This window comes from Sphingobacterium ginsenosidimutans (assembly GCF_039536865.1).
Lineage (GTDB): Bacteria > Bacteroidota > Bacteroidia > Sphingobacteriales > Sphingobacteriaceae > Sphingobacterium > Sphingobacterium detergens.
In genome coordinates this window covers 331,956-352,918 of the sequence record NZ_BAAAZK010000007.1, presented here as the reverse complement: position 1 = coordinate 352,918, position 20,963 = coordinate 331,956, and the positions used below count along the sequence as shown (strand labels likewise).

Below are 20,963 nucleotides of genomic sequence, written 5' to 3'. Positions count from 1 at the left end.
ATCGCTATAGAATTATATGGAAATACGTATTTTTACAAGAAACATTGTTATTGGTTAATTGCGGATAGCAATAGAAATAATAATGTAGAAATATATCTTTCGAAAAAAATCTGCCTCAATCATGAAGATACACATTAGACAAGAAATCCCAAGTGATTATCAAGCCGTTTTTGAACTCGTTCAGAAAGCATTTGAGCAGGAAGAATATAGTGATCATCAGGAACAGTTTCTGGTTGAAAAACTCCGTCAATCGACTGGATTCATACCCAAACTTGCACTAGTTGCAGAGATCGATGGTAAACCAGTTGGCTATATTTTAGTGACAAGGATTAAAATTGTTAATGAAGAAAATCAAGAGAGCTATCCTTCTCTTGCTTTAGCCCCAATTGCAGTATTACCTGAATTTCAGGGAAAAGGTATCGGAGGTAAACTAATTGCAGAAGTCAATCAAATCGCAAAGCAACTTGATTTCGGATCTATTATCCTACTAGGGCATGCAGATTATTACCCAAGATTTGGCTATGAACAAACGGTCAAATATGGTATTAAAATGCCATTTGAGGTTCCAGATGAAAATTGCATGATTATCGAACTCCACCAGGGAGCATTAATCGGAGTTAAAGGAGTGGTTGTCTATCCAAAAGAGTTTGGAATAACATAAAAAGGATTGGCTGTAGATGACAGCCAATCCTTTTTTATTTAATATTTAATGGGGTAATCTTGCATAAGCTCGAATTGGTATCCATCGCTTTTAAGTGCATCGATTAATGAAGATAACTGTTGTTGCCCTTTCTTAGTCTGAAACATGTCATCATGCATTAAAAAAACTACATTATTCGGGACCATGGAACTTTTATTGTTCATAAAGTTGCGTATATGGGATAATGTCGCTTCTTGGCTCACTATCGCATTACCTGTAATACTATTCAAACGCCATTCCACATCCCAACCAAAAATACGATAACCATTTTTATGAAGCATATCAGCTGTTGTAGCGCCATTTTTTAAATCTATCTTCCGGATATCATCATACATCCAGATATTTCTACCCGGAAGTCTAACAATTTTATGCTGAAGATTAAGATCCTTTTCGTTCTTTTCAAAATCTGCAAAAGCTTTTTCCGGATTATTATAGAATCGTGAATATTGGTTATTTGCATGCGTATAGCTATGATTATAGCAAGCAATTAATGGATTACTTTCATATTTCTGAAGATCCCGTTTTCTCCCCTTGCTCATGTTGGCATGCTTACCGATTAAGAACACACTTACTTTTATATTTTTCTCTTTTGCCAAAGAATCTATCGCCGCACTCCCGATCAAAGGTCCATCATCAAATGTCAAATAAATATGCTTTGGATGTGCATCAAAAGCTCTTCGCAACGAATCTTTCAGGTTACGTTTTTGTTGCTTTACAGGGATAGGATGCAAACTATCAACTGTAAAATGGAGCTGATTTTTTTGAAGAGAATCCCATTTATTCAAAAGAACAGGTACTTTTTCCTTTTGGGTTAACTTTTCGTTTAAAGTATCCCTGCTGCCCTCTTTGCCACTACCCAATACCTTGTTGGAGAAATCTTTGCACGACACATTACCTAAGATCACACCACATGTGAACAATGCGACCAATAACCTTCTACACTTCATATCTATCCTAATAACTTAAGTGATTTTTTTACATTTCAAAAATACTACAAAAACCTACTTAAAAAGTATAATATTTTATAAATCCCTATTTTCCGGGATAATCAGCTACAAAAACAACAAAAATATTTGTCTAAACAGTTTAATATCATTAATTATCGTCTAATACATGACCGCAAAATTTTGAAACAATAGAAGCTATTTCTTCTTAAAGATTAAGGCTCTATTATATTCAAAGTTCATCCTGGCGATATTTAAGACAGATATACCTTGTGGACATTCAACCTCACATGCTTCTGTATTTGAACAGTGTCCAAAAGATTCCGCATCCATTTGCTTGACCATACTGAGTACACGGTGATTTCTTTCCTCCTTTCCCTGTGGCAGTAAGGCCATATGTGTAATCTTTGCTGAAGTAAATAGCGCTGCACTCCCATTTTTACAGGTGGCAACACATGCACCGCATCCGATACAAGCAGCTGAATCAAAAGCTTCTTCAGCGAGTTCATGTGAAATGGGAATAACTGTGGCATCCGGTGCCTGACCTGTATTGATAGATACAAAGCCTCCCAGGGAAATAATTCGGTCAAAAGCGGACCTATCCACTTTAAGATCTTTTTTCACCGGAAATGCTGATGAACGGAAGGGTTCTATCACAATAGTATCATTATCGTTGAACGAACGTAGATGCAACTGACACGTAGTCGTATGTTTCAACGGACCATGCGCAATACCGTTAATCATTACACCGCATTGGCCACAGATCCCTTCCCTACAATCATGGTCAAATTCAACAGGATCCTCTCCGTTCACAATGAGCTTTTCATTTAAGGTATCCAACATTTCAAGAAAAGACATATGTGGATTAAGGCCCTGTAGATCATAGGCTACCAGTTTTCCTGCTGTTTGATTATCTTTTTGTCGCCAGATTTTAAGATGTAGATTCATAATTGTTCATTTTATTTGTAGCTTCTTACGGTAGGTTGTATTTCTTCGAAAGTCAATGGTTCTTTGATCAATTCAGGTTCTTCCCCTTCTCCTTTCCAGGCCCAGGCGGAGATAAATTGAAATTCAGCATCATTTCTCAGCGCTTCTCCATCCGCTGTTTGGTATTCTTCCCTAAAATGTGCGCCACAGGATTCTTCACGGGTCAACGCATCATAGCACATCAATTCACCGATTTCAAAATAGTCTGCAACACGTCCAGCTTTTTCTAATTCCGTATTTAATGAATTTAGTTGCCCACTAACCATAACATTGCTATAAAATTCCTGCTTAAGCTTCTTGATTTCCACTATTGCATATTTAAGTCCCTGCTCATTTCTAGCGAGACCGCAATAATCATACAACAGCTTCCCAAGTGTTTTGTGGAAATAATCGACGGTTTTATTACCCTTAATCTGTAATAATTCATCAATTTGCTTTCTAACCGCTAACTCTGCCTTTTCAAACTCCGCATGATCTGTAGAAATCTTTCCGGTGTGAATTTCATTCGATAAATAATTGGCGATGGTATAAGGCGCAATAAAATAACCGTCCACTGAAGCTTGAAGCAACGAATTTGCCCCTAAGCGATTAGCGCCATGATCGGCAAAATTAGCTTCACCAAGTGCAAATAGCCCTGGCAAGGTGGTCATCAGCTCGTAATCAACCCAAAGTCCGCCCATCGAAAAATGGGCCGAGGGTGATATCATCATCGGTTCAGAATACGCATCATAGCCCGTTATTTTATGGTACATATCAAAGAGATTACCATATTTCTCTTCAATTTTTTGCTTCCCCTGTTCCTTGATTGCTTTCGCAAAGTCAAGGTAGACGGCATTTTTTAAAGGACCTATACCAAAACCAGCGTCAATCCGCTCCTTGGCCGCTCTAGAGGATATATCCCGCGGTGCAAGATTCCCGAATGCGGGGTATCGACGTTCAAGGTAATAATCTCGATCTTCTTCTGGGATATCATTGGCCGCTCTGTTTTCATCCTGTTTTAATGGAACCCAAATGCGACCATCATTACGTAAGGATTCTGACATCAACGTCAGCTTGGATTGATAATCGCCTGATTGCGGTAAAGAGGTCGGATGAACCTGAATCCAACTTGGGGATGCCATCAATGCCCCTTTTTTATGTGCCCGCCAAATTGCCGATCCGTTACAACCCATTGCTAAGGTAGATAGATAATAGATTTTGCCGTATCCACCCGTTGCAAGTATAACAGCATGTGCAGCATGTCGTTCAATCTCTCCAGTATCTAAATTGCGAACAATAATACCACGCACTTTCCCATCGATGACAACAACATCCAACATCTCATGGCGGGAAAAGAGCTGAACAGTTTTTTTACCGACCTGCCGCATCAAGGCCTGATAAGCTCCCAATAGCAGCTGCTGTCCGGTCTGCCCCCTTGCGTAGAATGTTCGACTCACCTGAACCCCACCAAAAGAGCGATTGTTCAGATATCCCCCATATTCACGTCCAAAGGGAACACCTTGCGCCACCGCCTGATCTATCAAATTCAACGAACATTCAGCCATTCGATAGACGTTAGCTTCACGCGCACGAAAATCGCCCCCTTTTAAAGTATCCACAAACATACGATAGACACTATCGCCATCATTCTTATAATTTTTGGCAGCATTAACTCCCCCTTGGGCTGCTACAGAATGGGCTCTTCGGGGACTGTCCTGAAAACAGAATGATTTGACCTGATAGCCCATTTCGCCAAGAGATGCCGCTATTGAGCTTCCCGCCAGGCCCGTCCCCACAACAATGACATCCAATTTTTTGCGATTGGCGGGGTTAACAAGCTTTGCAGTTTTTTTATAGCGTGTCCACTTTTGCTCCAAAGGTCCCGCTGGTATTTTTGAGTTTAAAGTCATGTCTTCGCCTTTAGTTAACAGTAAAAAATATATAAATTGGCATTAAGGCAAACCCTATGCTGATGACAATGGAGTAGGTTGTACCAATTACCTTAAACCAATGGACAAATTTTGGATGATACAGTCCGAGGGTTCTCACCGCACTATGAATCCCATGGATAAGATGATAACATAAGGCTACCATGGACAAAACATAAATAAGCACATACCACCATTGTTGAAACACTGCAATAACCAATACATAGAGATCCTTATTTCCTTTTGCATCCAGTGGTGGAGCTCCAAACTTATATACGTACCAAAAATTTTGAAAGTGGATAACCAAAAATATCAGAATAAGTGTACCCAGAATTCCCATATTTCGGGAATACCATTTGCTTGCCCGTCCACGCTGGTCTGACTGATATTCCCCGCCTGTTTTTTTATTCTTTATAGTAATGGCCAATCCGTCGATCGCATGCAGTATAATACTCAGATAAAGAACATAGGAAACAATTTTAATCAAGATGTTTCCAGAGAGAAAGTGTGAATAGGCATTAAACTGTAAATGTGCCTGCTCCTGAGGTAAAAATAGCTGCAAATTTCCCAGAAAATGGATAAGCAAAAAGAAAGCGAGAAATAACCCCGTTAAGCACATAAGTATTTTCTTTGATAAGGTCGATAACATAAGCCTTTTATTTAATAATAACCAATAACTTTCATCCATAAACCACCTACACCCATATAGATAATCAGCAGCACAATCCCGATTTCCAGACCCCGCAACCACCAGGACTTAAGATCAACATAACCGCTACCGAAGAATACGGGTGCCGGACCATGACCATAATGTGTTAACACGCCATAGATGGAGCCCAGAAACCCAAGCATCATGGCCAACAACATGGGCGGGATGCCTAATGATACACCCACTCCCAATAATGCAGCATACATTGCGGCAACGTGAGCTGTAGCGCTCGCAAAGATGTAATGGCTAAAGAAATACACCAAAACAATTACGGGGAATGCGATCTGCCAACTCAGCCCGCCAATCTGTACCTTGATCAAATCACTAAACCAACCTATAAATCCAAGTTCATTCAGCGAACTGGCCATCATGACCAAAACGGCAAACCAAACAATGGTATCCCAAGCGCCCTTCTCCGCTTTTACATCCTCCCAGGTTAGCACCGAAGTCAGCAAAAGCAAAGTCAATCCAATAAATGCAGTTGTAGTCGCATCAATCGACAGCGAACCTCCAAAAATCCAAAGCGCCAGAAGTATAAAAAATGCCAATAACATCAACCACTCATTTCTGGATATGGGGCCCATCTCTTTTAATTTTTCCGCCGCCATTTTGGGTGCATCACCCGTCTTTTTTAGTTCAGGTGGATACAGTTTATAAAGTACAAGTGGAACAACAAAAAAAGCAACGATGCCCGGAACAAAGCCTGCAACGGCCCAAGACATCCACGTAATATCAATCCCTAGATTAGCAGCAAACTTTTGACACATCGGGTTGCTCGCTGTTCCGGTTAAAAACATGGAGGAGGCAATCAAATTCATGTAGTAGCTATTCAGTGTCAGATAGGATCCCAGCTTTCGATGCGTCTCTGGTTTGTCTGGAACAGAATCAAAACTGATGGCCATAGATTTCATAATCGGGTAAATGATACCGCCACCTCTGGCCGTATTACTAGGTATCGCGGGTGCCAGACACACGTCAGCCAAACCTAGACCATAGGCCAGTCCAAGTGAACTTTTTCCAAAAACTCGAATAAAAAGAAATGCAATACGATTGCCTAAGCCCGTTTTGATAAACCCGCGTGCGATAAAAAACGATATCCCTATAAGCCAGATAACCTTATCCCCAAAGCCGGTCAACGCTTTCGTAATAGATTTACCCGCATCTCCGGGAGCTAAAACCTGTGTAAGCGCCGTAAATCCAATCGCCATCATACACATGGTACCCATTGGCGCCGCCTTCAGAATGATCCCGAGTATGGTCGCAGCAAATATGGCAAACAAATGCCAAGCTTCAGGACTAACGCCCTTAGGAACTGGAATAAACCACAAAATGAGCGCAACAATAAAAGTGATGGCAACATTTTTGATACTAATTTCCTTCATAATAATTGAGGTTTAAAAGATTAGAATCTACTTTGTACTTGTACGATAAATAAGTTTTTATTGTATTCATTGGTATTCTGAGTCTGCTTCTTATAGCGATCGAGTTGAAGACCAAGCTGTATCCGCGCACCATAATTTTTCAAAAACTCCAGACCAAACATTGGCGTAAAAGTTTGCCTTGCATTTGCATTTAACTTATAATTTGGGTCGATATACTCATAACGACAGGAAAGCTCAAATGCACTGAGGTTATAATAGTTGACTTCATACCTTAAATTCGGCAGAAAATAGATACCGCGAACGAGGTAGTCACTTAATTTTGAAGTACGCGCCCCCTCATCCAATGCATAATATAAGTTATGATTGATAGCCTGTTTTGCTTCCAGTTGCATATCCAGGTTCCAACGTTTCCCAAAATCTACGTTTCCACTCAGATCTACCCCCAGTGCATGTACTTGCTTTTTCATAACCTCACCCACACCGCCATTTAGCCCAAGATTGACCCCATATTTTTTTGAAAGCCCAAATACCAAGCGTGTTGAATATTGCTTTCCATTATCATTGTCGACGACTTGGTTTTTACCATTTCCATTGACTACGGAAAAAGAATAACTAAACGGCATATCTCCTAAATTGACCTCCCCTGTTGCTGCCATTCCAATCTGAAAACTCGCCCAACCCAATTTGCCAAATTCAAGATATTGATTTGACCAATCCAACGATTTAATAATATCTATTGGATAAGTTTCCTCAATGCCAAACCAAGGTCGAAACTGACCAACTGTAATGGCCAGCTTAGGGCTAAACGTATATTTTAAATACGCATTTTCAAGTACCTTTGTTTTTGGGTCACTTTTAAAATCAGCTAAATTGGCAAGGACTGCTACTTCAGTTCGCTTACTGATCTGTGCACGCATCTGCACCCGCATATACTTCACCATAAAATTATTGTCCGTTCCAGAACCATCACTATGGTGAAGCCCGTTCACGTCAACATCTTTAGTTGTGCTCACAAGGTACCGCGCCTGAAAAAGACCCTTTATCTGCAGTTTGGGATAGGTGATTTCTTCTTTGATTTGCTGTACAGAATCTCTTTTTATCGGCTCAACTGGCCCCGGTTCTTGTCCTTTTACAGTCGTGTATAGCAATAAGTATAAGACAGAAATTGGAATGTAAAGTTTCCTCATATCTAAAACAATTATCTATTCGCCAGTAGCCCAGCGCACTTTTCAATGTCAATAATGTATATTATAATTTATTCTTTCTCTAGTAACATCTAAACGGGTGAATAGTTTTAATTCTCTAATAAATTTTGTAACTAAAAGAAAGTTTCCTCCCCAGAGAGTTCAAATTGATTAAATTCCGCGTTTTTGTGTATTTTCACGGTTGAATATATCCAGATTTCAATCTTTGAATTAGTAAAAATTTCAAGATTCAAACAAATACTAAATATCCAAAGAACAAATTATAGATAAATTTTAGAATCAATAAATCATATGAAAGAACAATTAATCAGAAAATGCTGTATTTGCCTCGTACTAATTATCTATGGGTTTTTCATTCCTGTCTCCAAAGCAGCGGAGCGGGAGAAGCCGGCAATGTTTTGGACTTGGCTAGATTATAATCCAACTACAAATTTTGATTCCATCTGCCGTGAGATGAATTACCTGGGTATTGATGGGGTCATGCTAAATGCAGCCAGTCCTGATGAATATAGAGTCGCCATTCCTATTGCAAAGAAATATGGAATACAGGTGATCGCCTGGCTTTGGACGATGAACCTAGAGCATGATCGGGACAAGATCCTAAAAGAACATCCAGACTGGTTTAGTGTTAATAGAAATGGAAAAAGTCTGGCTGATACCACTGCGTATGTTGGCTACTACAAGTTCCTATCACCCGTTGTACCAGGAGTAAAAGAATATATTAAACAAAAAATCCAGTCCTATTGCGAAGTTGAAGGGCTCGATGGTATATCAATAGACTACAACCGCTATGTAGATGTTGTATTACCAACCACTTTGTGGCCAAAGTATAATATCGTTCAGGATCGCGAATACCCAGCGTGGGATTATGGATATCACCCCATTGCCATAGAAAAATTCAAAAAACAATATGGTTATGATCCAAGGACACAAAAAGACCCATCAAAAGATCTAAAATGGAGACAGTTTCGTTGTGATCAGATCACTGACATCGCTAATATGATTGCTGAAGTTGTCCACAGTCATGGAAAGACTATGGCAGCCTCGCCTTTTCCTACACCAAAAATGGCTTCAAGAATGGTTCGTCAAGATTGGGGTAAATGGAAACTGGACGTTGTATTCCCTATGGTATATAGCAACTTTTACACCGAGGATCCAAGCTTTATAAAAGATTGTACCCTAGAAAATGTCAGAGATAAGGCTGCGAATACCACTCTGTACTGCGGATTGATGGCTAAAAACAATGATGAAATGTTTGTCGATATGGATGAGGCTTTAAATAATGGTGCTCAGGGAATCTCTATTTTCACCATACACAGTCTCCAAGATCCAAAGATTAAAGAGCGCTTCAGGGCCTATACGACAGCCGCTAAATCCAAAAAAGAAAAAAACAATGGAACCTTACCTCGTATTTCAACCAATAAGGTAGAAAACGACCCTTTTAAGAAAGCTGGCATCATGAAATTGATCACCCAAAAAATTCAAGACATGGTAAAAGCGGAAAATCCGGCAGCAAATCCTGTGGTATTATCTAAGTATAAGCAAGTTGATGCATACGATGTCACAAAAAAATATCTTGTAAAGGATAAGGTCAGTAACAAAAACTTTTATGTAACTTTCTTTTTCTATGGTGACATACTTTCGGGCTGGAATGTTGATCCTGCACCCTCGAACAGCTAAAGTATCGATACTTTCCTATCTTTGGACTTTCATAAATAGATTGAAGACATGAATAAAACTTTTGGTTTGATAACAGCTTTACTTGTCCTAAGCTATACAGGGCGAATAGATGTGTGCCAGGCGCAGCAGACGACAAGTACCGCAACGGTAAAGGATGCAAAAAAGATAGATCAAGCAACATTAAATAGCATTCTTGAAAAGAATAGTCAGCGCTTTAAACTGGGAAAAGTAGCAGATTACATTCCAGAACTGGGCAAAGCAAATGCACAATCCATTGCACTATCTGTTGTAAATAACGATGGTACTCTGGTAAGTGCCGGAGATATACATCAAAAATTTACGATTCAAAGTATATCAAAAATAATTGCGTTGATGATCGCGGTACAGGAAAGTGGTGAAAAAGCTGTTTTTGAGAAAATGGGATATTTTGGAACCGACAAACCTTTCAATCACTTTGGCAATTTAGAAACAATGGGTAAACCGCTTAACCCCATGATGAATGCAGGTGCTATATTGACCACAGCCCTTATTAAAGGGAATGCTGAAGAACCCTTTGCTAAAATCCTTAAGATGATTCGTTTCATTACAAACAATGAACAGATAGATTATAGCCATGCGGTATATAACTCAGAAAGAGAAACTGGTCATCGGAATCGCGGTATGTTCTACATTATGCGAAATAATGGGTTAATTGATGGTGAAGGGGAAGAAAAGCTCAATAATTACTTTAAACAATGTTCCATCGAAATCACAGTGGAAGATCTTGCCAAAATAGGCTATTTTTTTGCCAATCACTGTGTCCGTTATGATGGAAACAAACAATTTCAAGATCCTAATCTATCACAGCTTATTCAGTCACAAATGCTGATTGCCGGCATGTACGAATTCAGTGGTGAATATGCCCGTACGGTTGGGCTACCGAGTAAATCCGGTGTGGGCGGAGGAATCGCTGTCAGTGTTCCCCGTAATATGGGAATAGGGGCTTTCAGTCCGGCTTTAGACCAACACGGCAACTCACTGGCAGGTTATCATATGATCCTAGATCTGGTGAATGCCAAACATCTGAGCCTATTTGATTAACAGATCAAATAGCATAAATTAAATCGTTGCAAAACCGAATCCCTGTTTTGCTTGTTAATTCCTAAGTCTGCATAGCTATATGCAGGCCTAGGAATAAATTAAAATACCAAAAAATAAACCAATGGTAAGAACAGAAACAATAATCGCTGTGGAAAGTGTTTCTAAAAGTTCAACCTTTTACCAGGATTTGCTAGGTTGTACCAGCGAACATGGTGGCGAGACTTTTGAAATTCTAACAGTTGAAAACAATGTAATTTTATGCCTTCACAAATGGGGTGAACACGCACATCCCACCATGCTCCAACCCAAAAATGCCGGAAATGGTCTAATCCTATTCTTTCGGGTAGATAATCTCCAGGAAGTGTTTGAAAATGCCACCAAACTCGATGCCATGTTCGAAAAAGAAATTCACTACAATGAAAATTCATTAAGAAATCAGTTTATCCTCCGGGATCCTGACAATTATTACCTGATTATTTCAGAATAAGAAGTTCTTCCGTAACTACATGCGTTGGTTTGATTTAACAGATGTTCATTTGACATGTGCTTTCTTAAACCAGTTTAAGTTTATTATTCAATCTTTCCTGCAACTTTGTAGTATCAAAATATAAAACAATGACAGCACGATTAAATATTGCAAAAGTAGATGCAACAGCTTATAAAGCGATGATGGGTTTAGAAACCTACCTCGCTAATACCTTTCTTACCCCTGTCCAGAAAGAGCTTATTAAAATAAGAGCATCCCAAATTAATGGATGTGCTTTTTGCCTTGACATGCACACCAAAGATGCATTAAAGTATGGTGAAACTCCCCAGCGTATATTCTTGCTGAACGCTTGGCGTGAGACCGAATTATTTAATGCCGAAGAACAGGTTTTATTGGAGATGACTGAGGAGATTACCCTAATTCATCAACAGGGCCTGACGGAGGAAACTTATCAAAAAGCGAAGAAACTATTTGACGAAAAACAACTTGCACAGATCATTATCGCTATTATCACAATCAATTCATGGAATAGAATTGGTATAAGCACACATTTAGAATTATTAAAGTAGGTAGACCCCGGACATACCCGCTAGGATGCGAATTCAATCGCTCCCGTTGGGATGTAAATGAATCTATAAAAATGGGGTCAGTCCAACGCGAACGGCCCCATTTTCGTTTAAAATAACTAGTCGATAAAATCTTAAATCTACCATCCCGCAAATCGCATTAATCAGCTATCTTTAATCCGAAAAAAGTTTATTAAACCAATTAAACTCAGAAAAATGAAAATCGTTAAAAAAATTTTAATTGTTTTGGTTATTCTCATTGCCATTCCCTTAATTGTGGCACTTTTTGTTCCTAAGGATTTTGATGCTAAAAGTGAGATTACCATTGACAAACCTAAACAGGAGGTCTTCAACTATGTGAAAATGCTTCGAAATCAAGATCACTTTGGGGTATGGCAACTTTCCGATCCACAAATGAAGAAATCCGAACAGGGCACCGATGGTCAGGTTGGATTTAAATACAGTTGGGATGGCAAGAAAGTTGGAAAAGGTTCACAAACCATTACGCGCATCGTAGATGGAGAAACGATCGAAACATCACTTGACTTTGGATTCGGCGAACCGTCAAAAGGGTATTTTAAGCTGAAAGAAATATCGCCCAATCAGACATCGGTAACCTGGGGTATTACCGGTAAATCACCTTACCCCTGGAATCTAATGAGCCTATTTATGAATATGGATAAGGATTTTGACCAAGGACTCAAAAACTTAAAAGATGTCTTGAAATAGCTTCATACATCATAAAAAAAGGTATTTAAAGCATAATCAAATGATCTTTAAATACCTTTTCTTCAAAAAACGAATTGAATTAACGACGACTCATCAGAATACGTAAAATATACCAAAACAACAACATGATAGAAGAAAATAGCTGTAATGCTGCCCCTACATATTGTTCATTGCCGTAATTATATTTCAGACTTTGCGTTTGGTACAAAATGCTTCCTGAAGCAATCAACACCATGATGATAGAAAACCAAAGTCCCAATTGAAATCCAAATAATGCGCCCGCGACAATGGCACCCAATGCTAGGAAGCCACCAATAACAAGGATGTTTTTCAGAAAAGAGAAATCCTTATTTGACATAAAAGCAACTGCTGTAAGTGCTGTAAACAAGGCCAGCGTCATTATACTTGCCTGGTAAAGCAAGCCCGCACCATCAGTCATCGAAGCGGCAATAAAAATCATTGGCAGGAAAATAATAGCTTCCAATACAATGTAAAATGCCAGTCCAAGATACTGGGTCTGACGACTCTGCGCTAATGTCCATCGAGAAGACAATGAAGCTCCCAACCAGAAACATCCGAGGAGAAACAACCAAATAAACTTCCCACTGACCATCCATACAATAAAATCATAAGGAACTAATTTTATCAATAGGGTTTCTAAAACGATAAATGCTAAAATAGAAAGGGCAACATGAAGATAAGTTTTTTTGTAAAAAACGCCCCTTTCAGCCTCATCGTTAACAAGTAAATACTCTTGTGATTCCATAAAACAGTTAAATAAGATGTATTAATATACATTAAAAATAAGCATTAATTCGATTTTCACAAGAAATAATTTAAGCAGAGCCTATCGAATTACCTCGCATTGATACAAAAAAAGAGGACCCCGCCTAGCAGGGTCCATTCAAACAAACAACTTATTTCCAGCCTCCTCCCAAATCTTTGTAGATATTCACAACAGCATTAAGCTGTTGCTTCTTAGTTTCTATCAATTCAAGTTTTGAATCCAATACATCGCGCTGAGTCATCAGCACTTCCATATAATCAGCACGTGCCGACTTAAACAGATCGTCTGATACCGTCACAGAATTATTGAGCACTTCAACTTCCTTGGTTTTGAAATCATAACTCTTGCCGAGGTTTTCGATATTAGACAGTTGGGTAGACACTTCCAAATAGGCATTTAAAATTGCCTTCTCATAATTATAGACTGCCTGTATCTGCTTCGAATTTGCGGTATTGAATTCCGCTTTCAATCCATTTTTGTTTAACAACGGAGCTGCCAACTCTCCTATTATGTTGTACAACATCGATTCGGGCATTTTAAACAAATAGGATGGCTTAAAAGCTTGCAGGCCCAGCGCAGCCGATATTTCCAAGGAAGGATAGAATTCCTTCCGCGCAATCTGTACATCCAATTTTGCAGCAGCAAGTTCATATTCAGCCTCACGGATATCAGGTCTATTGCTCAGGAGTTGACTCGGTATCCCCGTTTGTACTTTCGCAGGTACCATATCCACGAAGCTACTTTTATCACGTTTGATTTCCTGTGGAAAACGTCCTAAAAGGAAATTAATTCGGTTTTCAGTTTCCTTAATCTGCTGGCGTGTCTCAAATTCCATTCCTTTGGTTTTTAATACTTCTGCCTGGAATTTTTGAACAGCAAGTTCTGTCACACGCGCCGCCTGCTTCTGTAGTTTTATGACCTCCAGTGCATTGTCCTGCAACTCGATATTCTGTTTGATAATCGTTAGCTGGTTATCCAAAGCCAACAATTCATAGTAAGATCGTGCAACCTCAGCGATAAGACTGCTCAGGACAAAGTTTTTACCTTCCACCGTAGCAAGATACCTGTTCAATGCAGCCTGTTCAGAATCTTTCAGTTTTTTCCAGACGTCGATTTCCCAGCTTGCATAGGCACCTATCTTTAGATCACCCAGTGGATCGGGCATTTCCTTCCCTGGCGCGATCTCCGTACTGGCATCCCCAGCTCCCTGGCTTGTATAGCGCCCGACCTTCTCCACACCGCCGCCGGCACGTAAACCCACACTCGGTTTCAATGCACCTTTTCGCAGCAAAATATCATTCTTGGCAATAGCCAATTCTTGCAAGGTCACATTCAGCTCCTGATTATTTTTTAATGCCGTATCAATTAAAGCAACTAAATTAGGATCACTAAAAAAATCACGCCACTTCATATTGGCCGAATTCGTTGTGTCCTGTGCAAGTGCTTCAGCAAATTCCTGTGGCACTTGCTTGTTTTCCTGAATCTGAGTCGCTTTAGGAACCTTACAGCCTGTCATTGCTGCGGACAGCAAAACCCCTACTACCCAATATTTATTTGTTTGACTAGCCATTGTTATCGATTTCTTCAGTTAATGGATTTTCATCTTCATGTTTGATAAGTTTACGTTTGGAAGCGATTGTTCCAAAAATAAAGTAGAGCCCCGGTATGACAAGGATACCAAAGACAGTTCCAAACAACATCCCTCCTGCCGCTGCAGTACCAATGGTCCGGTTGCCGATCGCTCCTGGCCCAGAAGCCATTACCAATGGAATCAGACCTGCAATAAACGCAAATGATGTCATTAAGATGGGTCTAAACCTCACCTTGGCTCCTTCCAAAGCGGCTTCGATGATACTGAGTCCCTGCGCATGTCGTTGTGTGGCAAACTCAACAATTAAAACCGCGTTCTTACCCAATAATCCAATGAGCATGACCAAGGCCACCTGTGCATAGATGTTGTTTTCCAGTCCTAGAACTTTGAGTAGGAAAAAAGCTCCAAAAATACCAATTGGCAATGATAACAGAACCGCAAATGGCATGATAAAGCTTTCGTATTGTGCAGAAAGAATAAGATAAACAAAGCCTAAACAGATCAAAAAGATATAGATCGCTTGATTACCACGTCCCACCTGATCTTTGGAGATACCAGCCCAATCAATACCATAGCCCTGTGGTAAGGTTTTCGCAGCGACAGCATTGATCACTTCAATAGCCTCACCGCTACTATATCCAGGAGCAGCAGAACCTGAAATTTCAGAAGCCATGTACATATTGTGACGCGTGATCTCGGAGAGTCCATATACCTTTTCCATATGCATAAAAGCCGAAAAAGGCACCATCTCATCCTTATCATTTTTTACATATAATTTCAAGATATCTTCAGGAAGAGCCCGATACTGCGGTAATGCCTGTACCATGACCTTATATTGCCGGTCATACTTAATGAAATTGGTTTCGTAGTTACTCCCCACCAGCGTAGAAAGCGTATTTAGGGCATTGTCAATAGTCACCCCTTTTAATTGAGCCATATCATTGTCGATATGGAGCATGTACTGCGGAAAACTAGCACTATAAAATGTAAAAACTGAGGACAACTCCGGTTGCTTATTCAATTCACGGACAAAATCCTTACTTACGGTCTCCATTTTCTTATAGTCACCGGAGCCCGCTTTATCCAAAAGCCGCAACTCAAATCCCCCTGCGGCACCATATCCCGGTACTGCCGGTGGCTGGAAAAACTCGATGGAAGCCCCAGGGATATTTTTCGCTGCATTTTCCAGCTGTTCGATAATTTCCTGCGAGGATTCCTTACGCTCTTCCCAACTTTTTAAATTGATCAGACAGGTTCCGGTATTCGCACCAGTTCCCTCAGTCAATATTTCGTAACCGGCCAATGAAGAAACGGATTGTACACCATCGATGTCCTCCGCCTCCTTCTGCAAAGTTTGAGCGGCCAGATTTGTCCGTTCTAAGGTCGATCCCGGTGGCGTTTGGATAATGGCATAAATCATCCCCTGATCCTCGTTTGGAATAAAGCCTGCTGGCACGGAATTATTTAAAAAGTAAGCGCCAATACAGAATCCGATCAATACCACAAAAGTAAAGAGACGCTTGTCAACGATACCTTTCAGTAAGAAAACATATTTGTTGGACATCTTATCAAACAATCTATTGAACGCATCCAAAAATTTGTCCACGATAGATTTCTTACGAGGTTTTCCATGATTGTTCTTAAGCATAATCGCACACAACGCTGGTGTCAAGGTCAATGCAACTACACCGGAAAGGATAATAGATGTCGCCATCGTGATGGAGAACTGGCGGTAAAAAATACCGACAGGCCCCGACATAAACGCAACAGGAATAAATACGGCCGCCATCAGAAATGTAATAGCGATAATAGCACCGCTGATTTCATGCATCGCTTTCTTCGTTGCCTTATAGGCTGAAATATGCAATTCCTCCATCTTGGCGTGTACGGCTTCGATGACGACAATGGCATCATCCACAACGACACCAATTGCCAATACCAGGGCAAATAGTGTGATCAGGTTGATTGTGATACCAAAAAACTGCATAAACAGGAACGATCCCACTAAGGAAACCGGTACGGCAATGGTTGGAATCAAAGTAGACCGCCAGTCCCCAAGGAATAAAAAGACAACAATCGCCACCAGTATAAAGGCTTCAATTAAGGTATGGATAACTTTTTCCATGGAAGCATCCAAAAATTTAGAAACATCATAACTGATTTCGTAATCCAGTCCTTTCGGAAAAGAAGACTTTAGTTCCTTCATTTTATTTTTAACATCCTGAATTACCTGAGAAGCATTGCTACCATAGGATTGTTTCAGGACAATAGCGGCAGAGGGCTTCCCATTCAAGGTAGAATAAATATCATACATGGCGGATCCAAATTTAATATCGGCAACATCGCGCAAGCGCAACATTTCACCGTTTGCATTTGTGCGTAATACGATATTACCATAGCCTTCTGTTGTTGTGAAACGCCCCGGATATTTCAGGACATATTCAAAAGACTGTGAAGTAATCCCGGAAGACTCGCCGGCCTTGCCCGGAGATGCTTCCAAACTTTGCTCTGACAGAGCTTTCATCACCTCCTCAGCGGATATTTTATAGGCGGTCATGCGATCAGGTTTTAACCAGATCCGCATCGCCAATTCCCGTGTTCCAAGAATATTCGCAACCCCAACTCCGTCTACACGTCTCAATTCTGAAACGATATTCATATCGGCGTAGTTATACATAAAGTTTCCATCAAGGTCTTTATCCTTGCTATATAGGTTGATATACATCAACATATTGGATTCTTCCCTTGTAATTTTCACCCCCTCGCGTACAACGATAGGTGGAAGCTTATTAACAACAGAAGCCACGCGGTTCTGCACGTTCAATGAAGCTTGATTTGGATCTGTACCTAGATTGAATACCACCTGTATGCTGGCTTCACCATCGTTACCGGCATCTGAAGCCATATATTTCATTCCCGGAACCCCATTGATGGCGCGCTCAAGCGGAATGATAACAGATTTTATCATGAGTTCCCCATTCGCACCCGGGTATTCTGCTGTAATGTTTACTTTAGGTGGCGATATGGATGGAAATTGAGTTACTGGAAGTTGTACCATCGAAAGAACCCCCAGAAACACAATGATCAACGATATAACAATCGAAAGTACAGGTCTATTTATAAAACGACTAAACATAGTAATTTAAGAGTATGGAGATTTATTCTGTTTTTAACTTCAAATTAGAAATGGCATCTTTAGGCTGAACAAAACTGTAGTTGATCTTTTCATCCTCTTTCACTTTCTGTATACCGTCCAATAGGAATTTATCATCTTTTTGAAGTCCACTGCTGACCACATAAAGGTCAGGAAGGGAATTGCTAATTGTGATATAACGCGCTTTTAACTTGCCTGCTTTATCCACGACATAAACATATTTCCGGTCCTGTAACTCGTAGGTTGCCTTTTGTGGAATAATCAATGCCTGCTTCAATGGAAAATTCATAACGACTTTACCACTTTCACCATGTTTCAATAATCGATTGGGATTTGGAAATCTCGCCCTAAAGGCAATGTTACCAGTTTCGCTGTCAAATTCACTCTCTATGGTTTCAACCACACCATGTTCTGGAAGCAATTCGTTATTGGCAAGCAATAATCCAACATGGGTATCTCCGCGTTTACTCACGTTTGTCTGATAATTCAGGTACTCTGGTTCCGACACATTGAAGTATACCAGCATTTGGCTATTGTCGGAGAGGCTTGTCAATAACTCGCCCTCATCCACCAAACTTCCTAATTTTAGCGGGATACGGTCAATTGTACCATCAAATGGAGCTCTTATTTCTGTAAAAGAAAGGTGCAGTTTGGCAATTGCGGAAGCCGCCTTGGCTTGCTCCAGTTTTGCTTTCGCCATCGCAAGTTCGTTGGGGGATACGACATTTTTATCGGCTAAGCTCTCGGTGTTCTGCACTTCAATCTCGGCAACATTCACTTCCGCCATAGATTTTCTAAACTCTGCTTCATACATTTTGGGCATAATGCGAAACAGAAGCTGTCCTTTGTGCACAAATTGTCCCTCGTCGACAAAAATCTGCTCCAGGTATCCTTTCTCCTGTGCACGTAATTCGATATTACGAAAAGATTTAATCTGAGAAACAAAATCCTTACGGATTGTTGTATCCACCTGTACAGGAGAGGTAACATTGAATTTTTCCTTTTCTTCTTTCTCTTCCTTTTTGGAAGTACACCCAATTTGGCATAATACCATAGCCAAATTAACGAGCATAAATACTCTTTTCATTTGTAAGCGTCTAATTAAAAATAAGTTTGATTGTTTGTTGATATGGTAGTTGAAACAACCTAAGCCTTAGATTATTGTAATACAAAAAGAACACAGAATCATTAGTCTATCAATGAAAGTCTGAATTATTCGGAATACAACGAAAATAAAGTTGGGCTATTTCGGGGATTGGCTATTAAATTCTCCAGTTTTGTTGAAGAATATACCTTTGGGGGTGTAAATAAGCGACAAAATTGCAAAAAGGAATCTTTTTTGCAAAACGAAATACAAAGATAAAAAGTACAACCGCACAGAACAATAAAGCGACTAAATTAGAAGCTGCTTCGAGGTCTTTGGTCAACTGAAAATTCTCACTATTAAACTCTTCGATAACGGGGTTCTCATCATGTAAGTTTCCAGCTATTAGAGGATCGATGTGGACACTTAGCGTATTAATCCTGTCCTTCAGGTTGGCATTATTGTGCTGGTACATAAAACTGACCGTAGGGCGATCAGATTCGTTAAGCACAGCATGGCTATTACCGCTCCTAATCAATAGGAACCCTATAAAACATAGAATTGTAATAACCGCTTTCATTTGAGGGCAAATATACTAGCGTATAAATAATTTCAATAAGGTTTAACACAATTTAACAAAATGATTACAATCCAACAATAATGTTTAGAAAAGTGACAACTGTTGCCCTATGTCACCACCCTTTGGAGCTTTTGCCTCACCAAATACTGTTCGACCATTGTACCTCCAGGAGTCTCTACGTTCTTCTGCTATGACCTGTTGAATATCAAACTGGGGTGTGAAATTATGCTCAGCGTCTAATATGATCTGATGGAGTTTATGCATGGATTTTAATTTATCGCTATTCCCCAGTTTTGACCTTTCGATACCCTTTTGTAAGATTTGAATACTTTGGTCGTAAATATTCAAAGGGACAGGAAAAGGATGACCATCCTTTCCTCCATGGGCAAAAGAAAAGCGCGCGGGATCTTTAAATCGTGCCGGAGCACCATGGATTACCTCACTGACTAGTGCCAAGGATTGTAATGTACGCGGCCCCATTCCCTTTAACAGCAAAAGCTCCTCAAAATCCTGAGGCTGATTTTCCCGTGCAACATATAACATCGCTCCTAACCTTTTGAGATCAACATCTGCAGCACGTACATCGTGATGGGAAGGCATGACCAATTTTTTAAAGTCCAATAATGCACGGGAAGAATCTTCGTTAACGATAGCCATAATGCCTGTTCTGTTAGGGGCTGCACCAGAAGCGGTCAAGTTCAAAATAAGGCCCTGCGAACGTCCTTCAATACCAGCATGAGGTTCGTCAATGAAAGAGCGAACTTTCTCTGAATGCCAATGATAGCGGCGGGCAGTTCCATCATGATTATGCATACCCTGTTGTACCACAGCCCAATGACCGTCCTTGCTGACAATAAAATTGTGGAGGTATAACTGATAACCATCTTGTATAGCCGTATTATCCACCTTGGCCACTAACTTACTTGTTCGAACCAATTTATTCCCGTCCAAACCGGTTTTATCTGCCAAATAAAGTAGCTCCTGGGGTGTGTCTTTAGAAAATTTACCCTTACCGCCACATATATAAAGGCCGAATGCATCCGCACAGGGATTGATCGCGCGTTTTAAAGCGCCCATGACCGATGTTGTAATACCTGATGAATGCCAGTCCATGCCGAGTACAGCGCCAAAGCTTTGGAACCAAAATGGATCTGCCAATCTCCTCAGCACCTCGTCTTGCCCATAATCCATCAGGATGACCTCCACAATGGATTTGCCTAGTGAACTCATCCGTTCATACAGCCAAGCCGGTACCTTTCCATAGTGTAGCGGCAAATCCGCCGTTCCTGAATGCCTCATAAATAAAACTAAATATATTAGCACAAATGTAACTCTTTTTATTTGCTAAACAAGATTTTCAGAGAATTGGGATTTATCGCTTACAATACCAA

At 40.2% G+C, this 20,963-nt stretch carries 18 protein-coding genes; 6 read left to right on the top strand and 12 right to left on the bottom strand.

Annotated features, from left to right (window positions below; all coding sequences use genetic code 11):
- Positions 1 to 121 precede the first annotated feature (121 nt).
- Positions 122 to 661 carry a GNAT family N-acetyltransferase gene (locus tag ABFX33_RS13795; RefSeq protein ID WP_346086475.1) on the top strand — a complete coding sequence of 180 codons (540 nt, stop codon included), beginning with the start codon at positions 122 to 124 and terminating at the stop codon, positions 659 to 661.
- 38 nt (positions 662 to 699) lie between these two features.
- Here the strand turns inward: ABFX33_RS13795 and ABFX33_RS13790 are convergent, their stop codons facing one another.
- The 6 genes from ABFX33_RS13790 to ABFX33_RS13765 form a co-directional block, all read right to left on the bottom strand.
- Positions 700 to 1,647, bottom strand: coding sequence for a polysaccharide deacetylase family protein (locus ABFX33_RS13790; protein WP_346086474.1), 948 nt, complete (start codon positions 1,645 to 1,647; stop codon positions 700 to 702).
- A gap of 195 nt (positions 1,648 to 1,842) precedes the next feature.
- Complete coding sequence (locus ABFX33_RS13785) at positions 1,843 to 2,592, bottom strand: succinate dehydrogenase/fumarate reductase iron-sulfur subunit (RefSeq protein ID WP_346086473.1); 750 nt, start codon at positions 2,590 to 2,592, stop codon at positions 1,843 to 1,845.
- Between the two features lie 11 nt (positions 2,593 to 2,603).
- Complete coding sequence (locus ABFX33_RS13780) at positions 2,604 to 4,520, bottom strand: fumarate reductase/succinate dehydrogenase flavoprotein subunit (RefSeq protein ID WP_346086472.1); 1,917 nt, start codon at positions 4,518 to 4,520, stop codon at positions 2,604 to 2,606.
- 10 nt (positions 4,521 to 4,530) lie between these two features.
- Positions 4,531 to 5,187, bottom strand: coding sequence for a succinate dehydrogenase cytochrome b subunit (locus ABFX33_RS13775; RefSeq protein WP_257090234.1), 657 nt, complete (start codon positions 5,185 to 5,187; stop codon positions 4,531 to 4,533).
- Positions 5,188 to 5,198: 11 nt separating this feature from the next.
- Positions 5,199 to 6,629, bottom strand: a complete 1,431-nt coding sequence (locus ABFX33_RS13770) for an anion permease (RefSeq protein ID WP_346086471.1) — start codon at positions 6,627 to 6,629, stop codon at positions 5,199 to 5,201.
- Between the two features lie 20 nt (positions 6,630 to 6,649).
- Entirely contained in the window at positions 6,650 to 7,816 is a 1,167-nt protein-coding gene (locus ABFX33_RS13765) for a porin (protein WP_120257830.1), read from the bottom strand.
- Positions 7,817 to 8,125: 309 nt separating this feature from the next.
- Between ABFX33_RS13765 and ABFX33_RS13760 the strand changes: the two genes are divergently transcribed.
- From ABFX33_RS13760 to ABFX33_RS13740, 5 genes are all read left to right on the top strand, one after another.
- A complete protein-coding gene (locus ABFX33_RS13760; RefSeq protein ID WP_346086470.1) occupies positions 8,126 to 9,514 on the top strand; it encodes a family 10 glycosylhydrolase in 1,389 nt (462 codons plus the stop codon).
- A 48-nt stretch (positions 9,515 to 9,562) separates the two neighbouring features.
- Positions 9,563 to 10,594 carry a glutaminase A gene (glsA, locus tag ABFX33_RS13755; protein WP_346086469.1) on the top strand — a complete coding sequence of 344 codons (1,032 nt, stop codon included), beginning with the start codon at positions 9,563 to 9,565 and terminating at the stop codon, positions 10,592 to 10,594.
- A gap of 121 nt (positions 10,595 to 10,715) precedes the next feature.
- A complete protein-coding gene (locus ABFX33_RS13750; protein ID WP_077433996.1) occupies positions 10,716 to 11,081 on the top strand; it encodes a VOC family protein in 366 nt (121 codons plus the stop codon).
- A gap of 128 nt (positions 11,082 to 11,209) precedes the next feature.
- Positions 11,210 to 11,650, top strand: coding sequence for a carboxymuconolactone decarboxylase family protein (locus ABFX33_RS13745; protein WP_346086468.1), 441 nt, complete (start codon positions 11,210 to 11,212; stop codon positions 11,648 to 11,650).
- Between the two features lie 213 nt (positions 11,651 to 11,863).
- Complete coding sequence (locus ABFX33_RS13740) at positions 11,864 to 12,376, top strand: SRPBCC family protein (protein WP_346086467.1); 513 nt, start codon at positions 11,864 to 11,866, stop codon at positions 12,374 to 12,376.
- A gap of 79 nt (positions 12,377 to 12,455) precedes the next feature.
- Here ABFX33_RS13740 and ABFX33_RS13735 read toward each other — a convergent pair whose 3' ends face one another.
- The 6 genes from ABFX33_RS13735 to ABFX33_RS13710 form a co-directional block, all read right to left on the bottom strand.
- Positions 12,456 to 13,142, bottom strand: coding sequence for a Bax inhibitor-1/YccA family protein (locus ABFX33_RS13735; protein WP_259179039.1), 687 nt, complete (start codon positions 13,140 to 13,142; stop codon positions 12,456 to 12,458).
- Between the two features lie 151 nt (positions 13,143 to 13,293).
- The gene (locus ABFX33_RS13730) at positions 13,294 to 14,733 is read right to left on the bottom strand and encodes a TolC family protein (RefSeq protein ID WP_257090225.1); all 1,440 of its coding nucleotides are present in this window, start codon (positions 14,731 to 14,733) and stop codon (positions 13,294 to 13,296) included.
- Entirely contained in the window at positions 14,726 to 17,890 is a 3,165-nt protein-coding gene (locus ABFX33_RS13725; RefSeq protein WP_120257837.1) for an efflux RND transporter permease subunit, read from the bottom strand. The genes ABFX33_RS13730 and ABFX33_RS13725 overlap by 8 nt, the downstream gene beginning before the upstream one ends.
- A gap of 22 nt (positions 17,891 to 17,912) precedes the next feature.
- The gene (locus tag ABFX33_RS13720; RefSeq protein ID WP_346086466.1) at positions 17,913 to 18,995 is read right to left on the bottom strand and encodes an efflux RND transporter periplasmic adaptor subunit; all 1,083 of its coding nucleotides are present in this window, start codon (positions 18,993 to 18,995) and stop codon (positions 17,913 to 17,915) included.
- 175 nt (positions 18,996 to 19,170) lie between these two features.
- Entirely contained in the window at positions 19,171 to 19,572 is a 402-nt protein-coding gene (locus ABFX33_RS13715; protein ID WP_346086465.1) for a hypothetical protein, read from the bottom strand.
- Positions 19,573 to 19,656: 84 nt separating this feature from the next.
- A complete protein-coding gene (locus ABFX33_RS13710; RefSeq protein ID WP_346086464.1) occupies positions 19,657 to 20,871 on the bottom strand; it encodes a DUF763 domain-containing protein in 1,215 nt (404 codons plus the stop codon).
- Positions 20,872 to 20,963 lie beyond the last annotated feature (92 nt).